We start from the raw sequence: 16,933 nt of genomic DNA on the forward strand, positions 1-16,933 counted from the left end.
CCTGCGATTCTAGCATCTACTAATTCAAATAAATAGCCACTAGTCGCTCATATAGTGTGCAAATGGACCTCAAAACCTCATATAGACGATTTTATTTGTTTAGATACTGGTATAAGCTAACGCCATAATAACAATCACAAACGCCTTACATGACCCAAACCATGACTAAATCCGTGAATCAATCGCAAAATGTTGACCATAATGAAATCCAAAAGTTTTCAGAATTAGCCTCAAGGTGGTGGGATCTTTCTGGAGAATTCAAGCCTTTACATCAGATTAACCCTTTACGAACCGACTTTATTCAGCAACACAGTGGTGGACTTGAAGGTAAAAATGTTCTTGATGTTGGATGTGGCGGCGGCATTCTAGCTGAGAGTATGGCCCGACATGGTGCCCAAGTCACCGGAATAGATATGGGAGAAGCTCCCCTAGAAATAGCCAAGTTACATGGCTTAGAGTCAGGTGTTAGAGTAGATTATCAGCAAACTACAGCAGAGCAATTTGCCGATGCTCATTCAGCCCAGTTTGATGTCGTAACCTGTATGGAGATGTTAGAGCATGTGCCTAACCCAAGTTCAGTGGTTGACGCCTGTTATCGCTTAGTTAAGCCAGGTGGTCATGTGTTTTTTTCTACTTTAAATAGAAATATTAAGTCTTATTTAATGGCCATAGTCGGTGCTGAATATGTACTAGGTTTAGTCCCTAAAGGTACCCATCAACACGATAAATTTATCAAACCTTCTGAATTGATATCTTGGATTGACAATACCCAGTTGTTAGTGAAAAGAATGACAGGCTTACATATGAATCCCATCAGCCAAGAATATTACTTATCGACACAAAATGTTGACGTTAACTATATTATTCATTGTGTTAACAGTGATAGCCCAAATGGCAGTGTGTAGATGTTAACAAATCCTGATGCAATATTGTTTGATCTCGATGGCACTTTATTAGATACCGCCAAAGACTTAGGTAACGCCCTTAACCATATTCTCAGTTCCCTGCAGCGTCCTACTGTGGCTTACGATACCTATCGCAATATAGCCTCTGATGGGGCGAAAGGGTTACTCGAATTAGGTTTTGGGGAAGATCTCGAATCCTTTGATTTTGCAATGTTGCGTCAGCAGTTCTTGGATTATTACGAAAACAATATCTGTGTGGATACTGAATATTTTACTGGGATTGAAACTGTGTTATTAACGCTCAATCAACAAAATATTCCTTGGGGCATAGTGACCAACAAACCTGAATTTTTGACCTTACAACTGCTAGAGTCGTTTCCCCTATTAAAAAATTGCTCGGTGATCGTCAGTGGCGATTCATTAAACAAACGTAAACCTCATCCTTTACCTTTATTACATGCCGAACAAGCACTTGGCCTGTCATCACCAACGACTTGGTATATAGGTGATGCTCAAAGAGATATTCAAGCAGCTAATGCGGCCAATATGGTCAGTGTTATTGCCGAATATGGATACATCTCAGAAAGTCAACAAACGGACATATGGCATGCCGACCTGAGCATTGCTAAGCCTGACGATTTATTAGCCTATCTTTAGTTCAACATATCCACAGTGATTTTAAATAACCACGACATATAGTATCTATTGTCTATTTTTACCCCTATATATCGATAAATGATAACCAAGTTTTTTTTACATTAAAAAAGTTTAATAGAAAAAATAAACTGATTTTCTGCTTGCATTCCCTTTAAACGAAACTCAAAAGGCGATTTTAGGTGAGTCACTACTAACCTATAAAAAACTCTATGCTAAACGCCCACAAAACCACCATATATTGGGTTGCATTACTTCAAAAACCTCACTATCTTGTGTTCCGTTGATTGTGACAACACTATTTATACTAAAATAAAAAAAAACGAAAAGTGTGTTGCATTTAGCAAACTAATTGGGGCTTAGGGGAAAGCAGCGCTAACGATGCATTTCACGCTAAATAAACGTCATCTATACGACTTAAAATAATAAAATTACGGCAAAAAATATGAATAATAATTTATACGTCACTAAACGTACTGGCGAGCGTGAGAATATTGACTTGGAAAAAATCCATAAAGTCATTGAATGGGCGGCCAAAGGGCTCAATAACGTTTCAGTTTCTCAAGTAGAAATAAAGGCTCACATTCAATTCTACGATGGCATTAAAACCGCCGATATTCACGAAACCCTAATACGCTCGGCCGCCGATCTTATCTCTACCGACTGCCCAGATTATCAATATTTAGCCGCACGATTAGCCATATTTCATTTACGTAAAAAAGCCTATGGCCGTTTTGAGCCACCGGTATTGAAAGATCATGTTAAAAGCATGGTGAACAAAGGCAAATACGACCAACATATATTGCAAGATTATACTGAAGCCGAATTTGACGAAATGAATGACTATATCGACCATTGGCGAGATATGGACTTTAGTTATGCGGCGGTTAAACAATTAGAAGGTAAATACCTAGTTCAAAACCGTGTCACCGGCGAAATTTACGAAAGTGCGCAATTTTTATATATTTTGGTAGCCGCTTGTTTGTTTGCTAACTATGAAAAAGACGTGCGCATGGACTACATCAAACGTTTTTATGATGCTACGTCTAAGTTTAAAATTTCCTTACCCACACCTATTATGGCGGGTGTTCGAACCCCTACCCGTCAATTTAGCTCTTGTGTATTAATTGAAGCAGGTGACAGTCTAGACTCGATTAACGCCACAACCAGCGCCATAGTAAAATATGTAAGCCAACGTGCCGGTATTGGTATTAACGCAGGGCGGATTCGTGCATTAGGTAGCCCTATTAGAGGTGGCGAAGCCTTCCACACTGGCTGTATTCCTTTTTATAAACACTTTCAAACGGCAGTGAAAAGCTGCTCCCAAGGTGGTGTGCGTGGTGGTGCAGCTACTTTGTTTTACCCACTTTGGCATTTAGAAGTTGAGTCACTACTGGTACTAAAAAATAACCGTGGTGTAGAGGAAAATCGGGTGCGCCACTTAGACTACGGTGTGCAATTTAATAAATTGATGTACACCCGCTTGATCAAAGATCAACACATTACCTTATTTAGTCCATCAGACACCCCAGGGCTGTACGACGCATTTTTTGCCGATCAAGATGAATTTGAGCGTTTGTATGTGCAATACGAGCAAGATGAAAGCATCCGTAAAAAACAAATCAAAGCGATCGAATTGTTTAGTTTGTTTATGCAAGAGCGCGCCAGTACCGGGCGTATTTATTTACAGAACGTCGATCACTGTAATACTCACAGCCCATTTAACCCAAAACTTGCGCCGGTTCGCCAAAGTAATCTGTGTTTAGAAATCGCCTTACCCACTAAACCACTAGACAATGTCAATGATGAGAGCGGCGAAATTGCCTTATGTACCTTGTCTGCGTTTAACTTAGGTGCCATTGAGAGTGTCGATGAATTTGCAGAGTTATCTGATTTGGCGGTACGGGCTCTCGATAGCTTACTCGATTACCAAGATTACCCCGTTCCAGCTGCACTAAATGCCACTATGGGCCGCCGCACGTTAGGCATAGGCGTGATCAACTTCGCCTATTACCTTGCCAAAAACGGCGTGAAATATTCTGACGGCAGCGCCAACGGTCTAGTACATAAAACCTTTGAAGCCATGCAATACCACTTGATGCAAGCCTCCTGTAATTTGGCCAAAGAAAAAGGCGCCTGTCCTAAATTTGATGAAACCACCTATTTCCAAGGTTTAATGCCAATCGATACCTATAAAAAGGATCTCGATAAAATTTGTGACGAGCCGCTGCACTGCGACTGGGATGCACTAAGAGCAGACATTAAACAATACGGCTTACGTAACTCTACCCTGTCGGCGTTAATGCCTTCAGAAACATCGTCGCAAATTTCTAATGCTACCAATGGCATTGAACCACCTCGTGGACATATCAGTATTAAGTCCAGTAAAGATGGTGTCTTAAAACAAGTGGTACCTGAATACGAAAGACTTAAAGACAAATACGAATTGTTATGGGATTTACCATCAAACGACGGGTATCTGCAATTAGCAGGCATTATGCAGAAATTTGTGGATCAAACCATTTCTGCTAACACCAGTTACGATCCCAATAAGTATGAGGGCGGAAAAGTCCCAATGAAGCTGCTTATTCAAGACCTATTAACCAGCTACAAACTCGGCGTAAAAACCTTGTACTACCACAACACTCGTGATGGCGCAGACGATGCCACCCAGCAAGAGCTCACCAGTCAAAAATTTGTTCCACAAGAAGTCATAGTGGAAGAAGACGACGATTGCGCCGGTGGCGCGTGTAAAATTTAAATTCATTCAGCTGCCTTGGCAGCTGTTTTTTTGCATAACTTGAATTATTAATGGCAACCACAGTTAATGAAATATACAACTTTTAATCAAATAAGTAACAACCCTATGACCGAACCGATGTTCTTCGGTAACCCTGTCAATGTGGCCCGTTACGACCAACAAAAACACCCGATTTTTGAAAAATTGATTGAAAAACAAATCAGTTTTTTCTGGCGTCCCGAGGAAGTGGACGTCAGTAAAGACCGAGTGGATTTTCAAAAACTAAGTGACCCAGAAAAACACATTTTTACGTCTAACTTAAAATATCAAACTCTACTGGATTCGATTCAAGGTAGAAGTCCCAACATCGCGTTTTTACCGATAATTTCAACCCCAGAACTCGAAACTTGGGTTGAAACATGGTCCTTTTTCGAAACCATTCATTCGCGCTCATACACCCATATTTTGCGTAATCTTTTCGGCGATCCCAGTAGCATTTTTGAAGACATTGTTGAAAATGAAGAAATCAAAAAGCGCGCAGCCGATATATCCAAATATTATGATGAACTCATTTTTGCCACACAGTTATGGCAAACCTTAGGCGAAGGCACTCATGTGATAAAAGGTGAAACTCACGTTATCACTATGCGTGAACTTAAAAAGAAACTTTACCTGTGTATGAACTCGGTTAACGCCTTAGAAGCCATTCGATTTTATGTGTCTTTTGCTTGTACTTTTGCTTTTGCAGAGCGCGAGTTGATGGAGGGTAACTCTAAGATTATTCGCCTTATCGCCCGGGATGAAAACTTACACCTAACCTCGACTCAGCATGTACTCAATCTTTGGGCTAAAGGCAAAGACGATCCAGAAATGGCCGAAATTGCCGAAGAATGTAAAGAGCAAGCCACACAGATATTTTTGCATGCCGTTGAGCAAGAAAAACAATGGGCAGGATTTTTATTTCAGCAAGGCTCTATGATAGGTCTGAATGAAGAAATTTTATGCCAATATGTGGAGTTTATTGCCAATCATCGCATGTCGGCTATAGGGTTAGGCCAACCCTTTGACGTTAAAAGCAACCCACTACCTTGGATGAATAACTATTTAAGCTCTGACAACGTACAAGTGGCGCCTCAAGAGTCTGAAATCAGCTCTTATTTAGTGGGTCAAATTGATTCAGAAGTGAGCTCTGATGATTTTGGTGACTTTGATTTATAAACACTGATCTATCAAACAAATGAACAAAAACAACGACAGTTTTATGGTAACCATAAAAGATCATAAAACTGTCCAACACTCCCCCCCAAACAGCCTATTAGAAAGCATTGAGCAACATAACATTGAAGTGCAATTTCATTGCCGTGAAGGATACTGCGGCGCCTGTAGAAGCAAACTAATTTGCGGTGAAGTTGAATACACCACCGATCCTTTAGCGTTTATCGACGATGATGAAATATTACCTTGTTGCTGTGTACCTATTGGTGATATTGAAATAGCGCTTGGCTAGCATTGAACTTCAACCTGACTTTAAGTCACAAATCCTCCACTTTAATTGTACGGTCTAATAACACTATGTCGACTTAGTCGACGCTCTTTAACCTTTTGTTGTACCCTCGACTGAATACCTACCTATGACGTAGAAAAACAGTAACTAGATTTTCATTACACAGCAAAAAACATGCTTAAATTTAAACACAATAATTCAAGTTTGGTAAAAATTGTCAACTTTATTTACACCATGAATAATTTGAAATAATTAACGTTATGATATTAATCAATAATTTACAATGGCTTGATTTATGCACTTTAAATGGATTATGCAAATACTATTCGATCTTGTTAGCCCCTGCTGTTCGCATAATGATTGAGGTATAACGCACTAGGACGATTAATAATTAATTAACTATTAGGAAAAATAATGAATAATTTAGTTAAACAATATTTTCGCACTAAACTTGTCCCTTTGATTTCGGTACTGCTGTTTAGTCTGTCATTGGCGGCGCCAGCGTCGGCCACCTTAATTCAATTCGATTTCGGTGGCACGATGAATAATAGCTCTCCTATTATCAATGATTACATTCCGGTTGGAACCATGGTAAATGGTAGCGCCATTGTGGATATTAGTGGCTCGGGTTTTACTCCAATGTTATCTTTGGTCAGCGCCTCGTTTGACTGGAACGATGGCACCCCTTATTCAGTCGATCTTATGGATGTTAGTATTGGTGGTTGGACTTCTGTAGGAACCACTTATTTAGAGTATCGATTAAGATTTTCTACAGGGGCTTTTCCTACTATTAATGGGATTACAGGTAACTTTTTTGAATTTAGTGTTTCAATAAATCAAGAAGACGGTGATCTATGGAGTGACAGTTTCCTAAATGGCGCTATTGCTAGCAGCGGTTTTAGTGCTGGGTCGGGCAATATTGGGGTTCAATGCGGGCCTTGCATAAGCACAACGTCACAATCCATTTCCTTAGTGCCAACCAACATACCGGAACCGAGTAGCCTCGCACTGTTGGCAATTGCTGTGTTGGGAATGATTAGACTACGAAAAGCCTAATCAAACATAATTTATATTGGAGCCGGCCATCGCCGGCTTTTTAATGCCTAAATGTTGAACTTTTCCCAATATTTCCCATGAAAATATAGATGTTGTGTAATTTAATTGCAAAATGGGTTCATCTTATTCTGCACAGATGATTTGTCTAAACTACGTGAGCCGGATGGCGTTATGTTGTCTTCTTTTTGCTCGCCTTGCGACTAAAATCAGCAAACCCAAACTGGCTAAGCTAAGCATATTGGGCTCAGAAACATCGGTTGGATCTGTGGTTTCTGTTACTGTGGCAAAACTGCCCACAATATTCCTACCCACGTCGAAACTATTGGGGTCAAACACATTCAACCGATTGGTATCGTTGAACATATCTAATAGCGAATCGTACAAGACATATTGCGCCGTTTGTGAAGATTCCTCTTCGATATTAAACAGGCTCCAGTAGCTTGAACCATCTGAGCCACTGCCCACAATATTTCTACCCACGTCGAAACTATTGGGGTCATAAACATTCAGTCGATTAGTGTCATTGAGTAAATCATTAAGTGTGTTGTAAGTGACATATTGCGCCGTTTGTGAAGATTCGCCTTCAATATTAAACAGGTTCCAGTAGTTGGAACCATCTGAACCACCGCCAACAACATTGTTACCCACGCTAAAGTTATTGGGATCATAGACATCTAAGCGATTGGTGTCATTCAACATATCTATTTGGGTAGCGTAAGTAACATATTGCGCAGTTTGTGAGGATTCATCTTCGATATTGAACAGGCTAATATACTCTGCTGCTGCACTAAAGCAGAAAATGGATGCAAAGCACAGACTTTTAATACCATTAAGCATGTAGGTTGTGGCTGATTGCACAAAAGGTTGCATATTTTGCTGTTGCATAATTTTATCCCCCATTAAGTGTTGATTTGAAACTCACAAAATAAATGGGCGAACAACAAACATCATAAATATTGGATTAAATATTTAACACCCTTTAAAGGCGAAGCATAAATCACACCACAAACTAACCAGTTGATTAGTATGCATTTTGCTAAAGGTAAATATTCTAAGTGTAAAATAAGCCGACAATAAAGGAATACTAGACAACTATACTCTTTAGCCCCTCAAATTCTGGATTTTTTGTGGTGCCGCCTAAGCCCATGTAAATCAATTTGACTTAGCCATATTGATAAGTTTAGTGACTTTGATTTATATCAAAGTACACCCCTCCCATTTAAGGCCATGGGCTAGTTAACCCTACTTTTTAATCACTGGCAATTCTACAAGTCGCCAATAGTGATCAAGTAACTGGACCAAATCATGAAATCCAGTGTCCAGTGTCGACTTTAAAATATAGCCCGCTATATGCTCTTGATATGCTTTCATCCTATCCTCATCATCTTTTGATGTGGTTAATACAAAAATGACACTCTGTGTTAGTAACGGGTCTTTACGCACTTCCTTCAACATCTCATACCCGCCCATACGCGGCATATTTAAATCGAGTAAGACGAGAAAAGGCTTGTTGAGTAGTTGACTACGCATCATTTCCAATCCTTCTATACCATCTCTGGCGCGAAGAAATGGGTTTGCGACTTTTATTTTTCTTAACGCTCTTTGTATACCTTCTGCATCTATATCGTCATCTTCAACGATCAAGATAGATACTTCTTTATAAGTTGGATTATCCATTAATGTGTTTCCTTAAATTTCGTTCATTTGGCCAAGTAAAAGTGATACAGGTTCCAGAATGGCCATCTGACTCAATAACTATATCGGTGTAATAAAAGTCGATTAATTTTTTAATAATGGCCAATCCCATGCCACTTCCTTCTACTTCATCTCTGGGTTTTAAGGTTTGAAATATGCCAAACACTTTTTGATGATATTCAGGCGCAATACCTGGTCCATCATCACAAACACTAAACCTATATCCAGCAGATACAGAACGACATGAGATACTTATGGTGCCTTGATCTTTATGATGATGCTTAATGGCATTATTGATCAAATTTCTCATGATTAATTCAAAAGGGGTTTTTAAGGTCACTATAGTGGGTAAATTATTTTCACACTTTAAGCTAAACCCAGGTGGTGGATTTAATAATGTAAATACATCTTTAGCAAACGCTGTCACATCTACGTCGGCAAAATCACCATGTTGACGACCGACTCTAGAGTAGGCTAATAAATCATCCAACAGCTTTTCTAAGCGCGAAATTCGGTTTTGTAATAAATCTAGGTAACCATTTACCTTCCCTTCAAAATGATGTTCCTCTAAGTCTTCTTTTATCCATGTTGATAATTGCATTATACCGCGCAAAGGTGCCTTTAAATCATGGGACGCCACGTAAGCAAAATCGGTTAACTCTTGGTTGCTGCGTTCGAGTTCTCGGGTGTATTGGGCAAGGGCTAATTCAGTGGCCTTTTGCTGGCTAATATCGCGAATTACAGCAGAGTAATAGACTTCATTTTCAAGCATCATCTCAGCCACAGAAAGCTGGATCGGGAAGTGTTTTCCTATTTTGGTAATCCCACTTGCTTCTAGGCGCTTGCTCTCTAGTTTGACAAATTGCAGCATAAAATGATCTTGCTTATGTTCTTGGGAGTCGACAAATAGCATATCTATACAGCGCTCTAAGATTTCGTTCTCTGCATAACCAAAGATACTGGTCGCCGATTGATTAAAACTTAGTATTTCCCCTTTTGAGTTGGTGAGTATCACCGCATCTGCCATGGTTTTTAACGTAGTTTTAAGTCTAGAGCCTTCAAATAGAAGTTTATTTTTGGTGACTTTGTGCAAAGCCACTTCCCGCTCTAATTTATTGGTTTTTTGCTGATCGGCGCGCCATAGTCTTAATATCACTAAGGTAACCAATATAAATAAGATCCCCAAAAAAAGTATTGCTTCGGGCCAATATGAGTTAAATTCTGTCACTTTTTGGGTGGTAAAGTGAACCTTTAAGCGCCAGTTGACGGGGTCTAAATTAACATCCTTTGTGGACTCAAACTCAGAACTAATCTGGAAATCCTGATTATTAACCGCCAGTAAATGACCATCTTCGTATAGTTCGAGGCCAAAATCGTTAATGGGAGATGACTGGGTTAATAATTGCAGTAGCGCGTCATATTTTATGACACCAAGAATGAATCCACGATTTTCTTTATTGATAATAATAGGAACAGAAATAATAAAACCTTCACCACCTTGTATCAGGTTTATATGCTCAGAAATGGCCACATGCTTGGAGTCCCGTGCTTTGATTAACGTCTCCTTGCGCTTTGGGTCTTTGGATAAATCAAAATTGAGTACGGCTTCATTGCCCGTTAAAGGCACGATCCATTTAACCAATAATTCATTATTGGCCCAAGCTAAGGCTGTAAATTCTGTAAAGTCGGATAAATAGTTCAGACTATCGGTTTCCCACTTTTGTCTCTCGAGACCTTGTTCATACTGCCAACGTTTAGCCATCCGCTCTAAGGCCGATGTACGTGAATCAATCAATAAATTTAGGGAGCTTGCAAGACCTATTGCGCGGTTATCTAATTTTCCCTGAGTCTGTTGATTTTGCCACCCACTCAATGCTTGTGATAATACAATGACAAAAATGATTAAGGTAATGCTAAATGTGCTTTCCTTCCAATGTTGCCCAAAATGTAATACCTCATTTTGTGCCTCGGATTTCAATAATATTAGCCCAAGCCCTAGCAGTATAAAACACAAAGCCGTATGCAGCGCCATACCAGAAAGATTACCTAGGCTGTATGCCGTTTCAATGTTAAACAGATAGCCGACAACGGCCACCAGCCCCATGGCCATGATGATGGCACCGAGTAACTTAGTAAATGAAAAGACCTGCAATAAGCGGTGGCTAACAAGTGCAGCCCCGCTAAGTAAGAAACACACTGCGCTACTTACCGACATCCGCCCCGGGTGAGTCGTTTTGGCCGTCATAAAGGGCTCGAACAATATTTGGTCGATATATAAGTCAATATCTGCCATATATTCTAGCAAGGTCATTGAGCTGATCAGCAAAACTAGAAAACCCAAAAAAGCCGATAACCGTTGTGTATTGAACAGAGCAAAAAACAGGCTTATACCACTGAGCCCAAAACATAGTGCTGTGTTGAATTGCATAACAAAAAAGCTGGGGTGGATTTGCACTAACGTTTGAGCTTGAGCATACCAGCCCCATAACACCATAGCGCTAACAAAACTGATGGCGAGGACTATGGCTAAGGCTAATTTTTCTGTGGGAGTACGCAACATAAGTCGTTTCCTGCTTAATTTATCAATCCATTTGATGAGTTATGATGAGAATGCCCTATAAGTAAATTGGGCAATAACATCGGCAAATCCCTTTTTCATCCGTTTGTTTGCAAAAACAAGTTGGTCTTCTTGTGGATGATTGTGTAATTAATACTGCGCTGGATAAGTGCAGGTGTGACTTCGTCTTTACTTAGCACATCATACACCCCTAATTTAAACGCCTTTTGGCGTAACTCTTGGGTCAACACCCCAGATAAAAGAATAAATGCATGATTTTTATCGCTGCTATTGGCTTGCTCTATTAGCGTCAGCCCGTCTTGATCGGCTAAAACATAATCAATAATGCACACATCGAAATCATTTTTTGCTAACTGTGCAAGACCCTCTTTATATGTGGCTGCCGTAGTAATATTAAATTGATAATTATCAGCACTTTTTCCTTGGATATGGCGGGTAATCGCCTCAAGATCGACTTTATCGTCATCTACCACTAGCACATTAATGTCACTTTCTTTTTGCAAAAATAACGCAGCGCTTTGGGTTTCTTCAAGGGCTTCCCATGATTGAACTAATTGTTTTTTTAATCCGGCTATTTCGGTGATATCTGTAATGCTGATGACGCAACCTAATGAGACACTGTGTTGGTCATGATAAGGAAATATTTTGATCAAGCGCTGGCTTGTGCCATTGCTATGCCTAATCTGTCGTCTGCATTCTTTATCGGTGCGGATTACATCGGCAATATCGTTCAACAGCTCATTGTAGTCGAGGGAGTGCGATATATGATGGAAGGGACGCCCAATATCAGTGTCCAATAAATTAATGTCACTCACCACTGAGGGAGAAAACTTCCTAATTAATAAGGCTTCGTCTAAAAATATAAAACCAATATCGGCCGAACGAATTATATTTTCGGTATCCATGATACTTTGTGCAGTGGCTTCCATCTTTTCTTGATACTCAAAGTTAACCGTATAAAGCTCTTCGTTGACCGACTGTAATTCCTCATTGGTGCTTTGTAACTCTTCATTAGCAGCCATAAGCTCTTCATTGGAGCTTTGTAATTCTTCATTAGTAGTTTGTAGCTCTTCTACTGTTACTTGTAAGTGTTCTTGTTTGGTTCTTAGGGCATCTTCTAAATCAGCAATTAGCTGGCGGCTATGCTCCCCACCAACAGTTTGTTCTTTTACTACTTCACCTGTGGAAGGACTCACTTCATCCTGTTCAAACAAAACCACAAAATAGTTACTGTTTAGTTTTGTATAATCTAAGTACAACACCCTTAAATTAACGCTGCTTGAACTGCCATCTTCATTTTGAGTCAGGATCTTTTCATAATGAATATTGGTATTGAGAGATTGCGCGCGATATAAGGCGGTAGATACCGCCACACTAAGGCTTTCTATAATGTAGTCGGAGATTAAAGAGCTAAACTGACCTTGCCCCAGCTTTTTAGTATAAGGACTGACATCACCAAACACATGTATCACATTTTGATCTTCTGACAATATAATGGCTGGTGGAGAATATTCTTCAATTATTCGCTCTAATACTGGGGTGTAATTATTGTTTTTGGCCGATTGTTGGAAGCTGGATAACAATTGCCCAATAGAAGGACTCTTGCTTTCTTTATTGGTTTTGTTGCCTTGCTGTGGGATGGACTCGATCATCATCTTGGTATTATCGAACTTCCGGTAGATCCTATGGCGTTCATCTTCAGTATGAAAATGCTGCTTCATATCCCCCAATGACTCAGAAGATCCTAAAAACAAAAAGCCGTCTTTATTCAATGAAAAGTGCAATAAGGAAAGCACGCGTTTTTGGGCTTTAGGCTGAAAATAAATAAGTGCATTTCGACACACAGCTAACTGACAATTAGAGAAAGGCGGATCGGTTAAAACATTGTGAGTGGCAAAGATTACCATCTTACGAATATAAGGTTTTACTTGATAATAGTCATCGTGCAGATCAAAGTATTTTTGTAATAAATCGATACTAAGATCATCTTCGATATTACGTGAATAACGGCCTAATCCAGCATCGGCAATGGCATCGGCATCTACATCAGTAGCAAATACCCGCACATTTCGGCGAAGGTTGTTTTCTACTAAATATTCTTCAATCAATATGGCTAAGGTATAGGCTTCTTCACCCGTAGAGCAACAGGCACTCCACACACGAACCATATCATCTGGCCCCGTTTTTTCGACTATTTTCGGTATAACAATTTTCTTCAGGCTTTCAAAGGCGTCTTCATCCCTTACAAAGCGGGTCACACCTATCAGCATATCTTTGGCTAAAGTTTGTAGTTCTTTAGGATTTTTAAGCAACAGCGCGTAATACTCAGTGATGGTTTCTAAACTATTAATGCCCATCCTACGTTCAATACGCCTTACTATGGTCTTGCCTTTGTAATGACTAAAGTCGATATCGCTTTTAGCCCTAAGTAATCCATAGATATCTGACAAGGACTGATCTATTTCAGTTTCTGAATCGAAAACCGGTTTAACCCCTGAGACAACCGTATGATTAGTATACTGAATAATTTTAGTCATCATGCCTTCGGCCGTTTCGACGATATCGGCAAAACCTGTCTTTACGGCGTTAAACGGCATGCCATCGAAAGAGGCATCTGAAGGGTCTTGCACAACCACTAGGCCACCGACTTCTTTGATTGCCTGTATTCCGCGCGACCCGTCGCTGCCTGTACCTGATAATACAATGGCAATGGCATGGTTATGCTGGTCTTCAGCCAGCGAGCGGAAAAAGGCATCAATAGGAAAACTGCCACCTGGGCTTTGCATTTGATCGACCAATAATGTATTGCCCTCGGCTAACATCACATTTTTTCGAGGCGGCGTTAAATAGATATGATCGGCCTGGATCACCATGCCATCTTCAAGGGTTTCTATTGGCAATTCAGTATGACGAGAAAGCAGTTCTGACATCATACTCTTAAAGTCGGGGGATAAATGTTGCACTATGATGTAAGCATGACCTGTGTCTTTGGCAATTCCCTGCACAAAAGATTGCAGTGCTTCTAATCCTCCGGCAGAGGCGCCAATTCCAATATAAAAGTTGGGAGAATTATCATTATTTTTCGCGCTATCCATGTTTGCTTCCTAATTATTTACTTTGTGCTATTTCTTTTATATTCAACCAGCAAGGTCGATAGCTCTGCTGCGGGTAAGGGACGATTGAATAAGTACCCTTGTCCACTTATACAGTTGAGGCGTTTTAATTCATCACGTATCTCATTAGTCTCTATACCTTCTGCCACCACATTTATTTTCAATGAGTGGGCTAAGGCAATAATTGCTTTCGCTATTTCGTGATCGTACGTGTCGGTTAACAGGTTACTAATAAAACTGCGATCAATTTTGATTTCTGATATGGGATATTTTTTAATATGACTTAGCGAAGAGTATCCCGTACCAAAATCATCGAGTGAAATTTTAATGCCATTATTAGAAAACTTCTCTAATATTTCATTCACTTCCTTACTGTCTTGCAGCAACATTGTTTCTGTAATTTCCAAAGTTAAATTTTCGCCATTCAGGTCATTATCTTTGAGACATTGCATTATATGTTTTAATAAAACCGGATCCCGAAATTGTTTAGGGCTTAAATTAATAGCCATGACTACTTTGCTATCAAGTACACCTTCATCTATCCAATACCGTAATTGTTTTAAAGCCTTCTTAATTACACGCCGACTAACCGGAATAATTAGCCCGTTTTCTTCTAAAAATGGAATAAAATGGTCAGGTGTGACTAGGGTATTATCTGCTTTGCGCCAGCGCATTAGGGCCTCAAGACCCAAAATTTGATTGTTATGTATATTCAATTGCAGCTGATAAAATACTTCAAATTCATCTTGGCCGATAGCTTTGTGTAAATTATTACCCATAATCAGCTTTTCCCTAGACGATTTATCTAAGCTAGGGGAATAGTATTCAATGGTATTGCGCCCCATTTCTTTTGCATGATACATGGCAAGATCGGCTTGCTTCATTAATAACGTACTTGAGCATTTATGCCCCGCCACGGCAAAACAAACACCGATACTGGAAGATATAAATATTTCTTCATTCTCAATTTTAAAAGGCCTATTTAATTCCGCTAAGACTTTATGAGCCACTGAGGAGGCAATTTGAGCATCTGAGATTTGCTCGAGTAAAATAATAAATTCATCGCCCCCTAAACGGGCGAAAAAGTCTTCTTCACGCAACACCTTAGTAATACGCGTTGCCACCAATATCAATAATTGGTCTCCGGCCCCGTGTCCTAAGGTGTCATTTACATTTTTAAAGCCATCAAGGTCTAAGCTTAACATCGCCATTGCGCCGCGGCGCTCCACTCGTTTGAGAGAGGTTTCAAGTCTAGACATCAATGCAAGGCGGTTAGGCAATTTTGTAAGCGGGTCTGTCTCTGCAATATTACGCAATTTAGCAGCGGTATTATGATGGTCGGTATTATCTGAAATAGTCGCAATAAAACCAGAGAGATTACCTTGCACATCAAACAAAGGCTGGGCTTCAAATTGGATCCACAGCTTTTCTTCGGATTGGGTATAAATATGCCCGATATACTTAAAACTTTGATGAGCATGTAATGAAGCATATAAATCCGATAAAATTTGCTCCGCTTCTTCGGGGTTAAACAAGTGAGTCCAAAATAAATTATCGACTTCTTTTTTTTCTACTCCCAAGATTTTAAGCCATTGACTATTAACGTAACAGGTATGCCACTTTTCATCGGTTTGCAAGATGCCTATGGGTGCCAACTCAGACAATGCTTTAAACCTAGCCAACTCTAATTCATATCTATTTTGAATTAACTCATTGGCTGAATGATCAAATACAAATATCAGAATATGCTGTTGGCCATTTTCGCGGATATTAAAGGTAATAGTTGACAGCGTCACTTCTAACCCTTCACGGGTTATCGCTAGTAAGTTCTTTTTACAGTCTCGGGCGCTATCTTTTTTATTTTCATAAAAGAATAAATTATTAAACTTATTGATTTTGTCTGGAATGATGTTAACAACGTCTTGGTCGCACAGTTCACCTATTTCATAGCCTAGTAGCAAGTGAAGCGCAGGGTTTGCTCGGATAATTTTAAATTTACTATCTAAAATAAGCATGGGGCTAGGCGATATCGTCTCGAGCGTAGCGATATTATGTTTATAATCCAACACATCTTCGAGTGATACATCTTCACATTCTTGCTTATTTTTTAACACTCTGCAGGTATGGCTCAGCGCATTAAATAAGGGCGCAAATCTTCTAGTTTGTTGAATATGGTAAGGTGTTGGCGCGCCGTACAATGCAAATATTGCCACGGTTTTTTGGTTAGCCTGAACAGGCATTATTAAGATGGGACTACTGGCGTTGTCATCGGCCACGAACAATTCTATGATTTTCTTATCGTTAAAAACCGCCGGGGAATTGGCAATACAATTTTTATAGAGCGTTTTTATCTCATTGTCGATTGGAATGTCTGCTACATCCTGCCTTACATGAGTTTCATTATTGTTTTTTTCAATTTTATGGATGTTTTTGAAGTAGGGCCTTCTATTTTCATTAAACTCAAGACTAAAAGACACCACTGTTGATGAATCAGTGAGATCACACAGTAATTCTGTTGCCAGTTCGATAAGTTCATTGGCAGATTCAGCGTTTCTAAATTTGTTGTAAATCCTATCAACGGCAATACGCAGAGAAGTATCTTTTCTTCTGGAACTATTACTTATTAAGTCTGACATTGATTATTGCCAACCTTATCATTCGATAGGATAAAATGTCCTAAGTGTAGTG

The 16,933-nt window shown here is 39.6% G+C and carries 11 protein-coding genes; 6 read left to right on the top strand and 5 right to left on the bottom strand.

Translation table 11 applies throughout. The features are described 5' to 3' along the window. Positions 1–161: 161 nt before the first annotated feature. The 6 genes from ubiG (at position 162) to Q0688_RS12375 (ending at position 6,859) form a co-directional block, all read left to right on the top strand. A complete protein-coding gene (gene ubiG, locus Q0688_RS12350; protein WP_299076861.1) occupies positions 162–905 on the top strand; it encodes a bifunctional 2-polyprenyl-6-hydroxyphenol methylase/3-demethylubiquinol 3-O-methyltransferase UbiG in 744 nt (247 codons plus the stop codon). Beyond that, positions 906–1,562 (top strand): HAD family hydrolase, encoded by a 657-nt coding sequence (locus tag Q0688_RS12355; RefSeq protein WP_299076864.1) that lies wholly within the window; start codon positions 906–908, stop codon positions 1,560–1,562. Positions 1,563–2,004: 442 nt separating this feature from the next. Further along, the gene (gene nrdA, locus Q0688_RS12360; RefSeq protein ID WP_299076867.1) at positions 2,005–4,320 is read left to right on the top strand and encodes a class 1a ribonucleoside-diphosphate reductase subunit alpha; all 2,316 of its coding nucleotides are present in this window, start codon (positions 2,005–2,007) and stop codon (positions 4,318–4,320) included. A 66-nt stretch (positions 4,321–4,386) separates the two neighbouring features. After that, on the top strand, positions 4,387–5,517 hold the full coding sequence (gene nrdB / locus Q0688_RS12365) for a class Ia ribonucleoside-diphosphate reductase subunit beta (protein ID WP_299076870.1): 1,131 nt from the start codon (positions 4,387–4,389) through the stop codon (positions 5,515–5,517). Between the two features lie 43 nt (positions 5,518–5,560). Next, complete coding sequence (gene yfaE, locus Q0688_RS12370) at positions 5,561–5,806, top strand: class I ribonucleotide reductase maintenance protein YfaE (protein ID WP_299076873.1); 246 nt, start codon at positions 5,561–5,563, stop codon at positions 5,804–5,806. A 411-nt stretch (positions 5,807–6,217) separates the two neighbouring features. Next, positions 6,218–6,859 carry a PEP-CTERM sorting domain-containing protein gene (locus Q0688_RS12375; RefSeq protein ID WP_299076876.1) on the top strand — a complete coding sequence of 214 codons (642 nt, stop codon included), beginning with the start codon at positions 6,218–6,220 and terminating at the stop codon, positions 6,857–6,859. Between the two features lie 150 nt (positions 6,860–7,009). Here the strand turns inward: Q0688_RS12375 and Q0688_RS12380 are convergent, their stop codons facing one another. From Q0688_RS12380 to Q0688_RS12400, 5 genes are all read right to left on the bottom strand, one after another. After that, complete coding sequence (locus Q0688_RS12380; protein ID WP_299076879.1) at positions 7,010–7,744, bottom strand: hypothetical protein; 735 nt, start codon at positions 7,742–7,744, stop codon at positions 7,010–7,012. A 357-nt stretch (positions 7,745–8,101) separates the two neighbouring features. Further along, a complete protein-coding gene (locus Q0688_RS12385; protein ID WP_299076882.1) occupies positions 8,102–8,536 on the bottom strand; it encodes a response regulator in 435 nt (144 codons plus the stop codon). Beyond that, positions 8,529–11,114, bottom strand: a complete 2,586-nt coding sequence (locus Q0688_RS12390; protein ID WP_299076885.1) for an ATP-binding protein — start codon at positions 11,112–11,114, stop codon at positions 8,529–8,531. Before Q0688_RS12390 ends, Q0688_RS12385 begins: the two co-directional genes overlap by 8 nt. 95 nt (positions 11,115–11,209) lie before the next feature. Beyond that, on the bottom strand, positions 11,210–14,227 hold the full coding sequence (locus Q0688_RS12395; protein ID WP_299076888.1) for a chemotaxis protein CheB: 3,018 nt from the start codon (positions 14,225–14,227) through the stop codon (positions 11,210–11,212). A gap of 17 nt (positions 14,228–14,244) precedes the next feature. Beyond that, a complete protein-coding gene (locus Q0688_RS12400; protein WP_299076891.1) occupies positions 14,245–16,881 on the bottom strand; it encodes a bifunctional diguanylate cyclase/phosphodiesterase in 2,637 nt (878 codons plus the stop codon). Positions 16,882–16,933: the final 52 nt, after the last annotated feature.

The sequence above is a fragment of the uncultured Paraglaciecola sp. genome (assembly GCF_937123705.1).
In the GTDB taxonomy this organism is placed as follows: Bacteria; Pseudomonadota; Gammaproteobacteria; order Enterobacterales; family Alteromonadaceae; genus Paraglaciecola.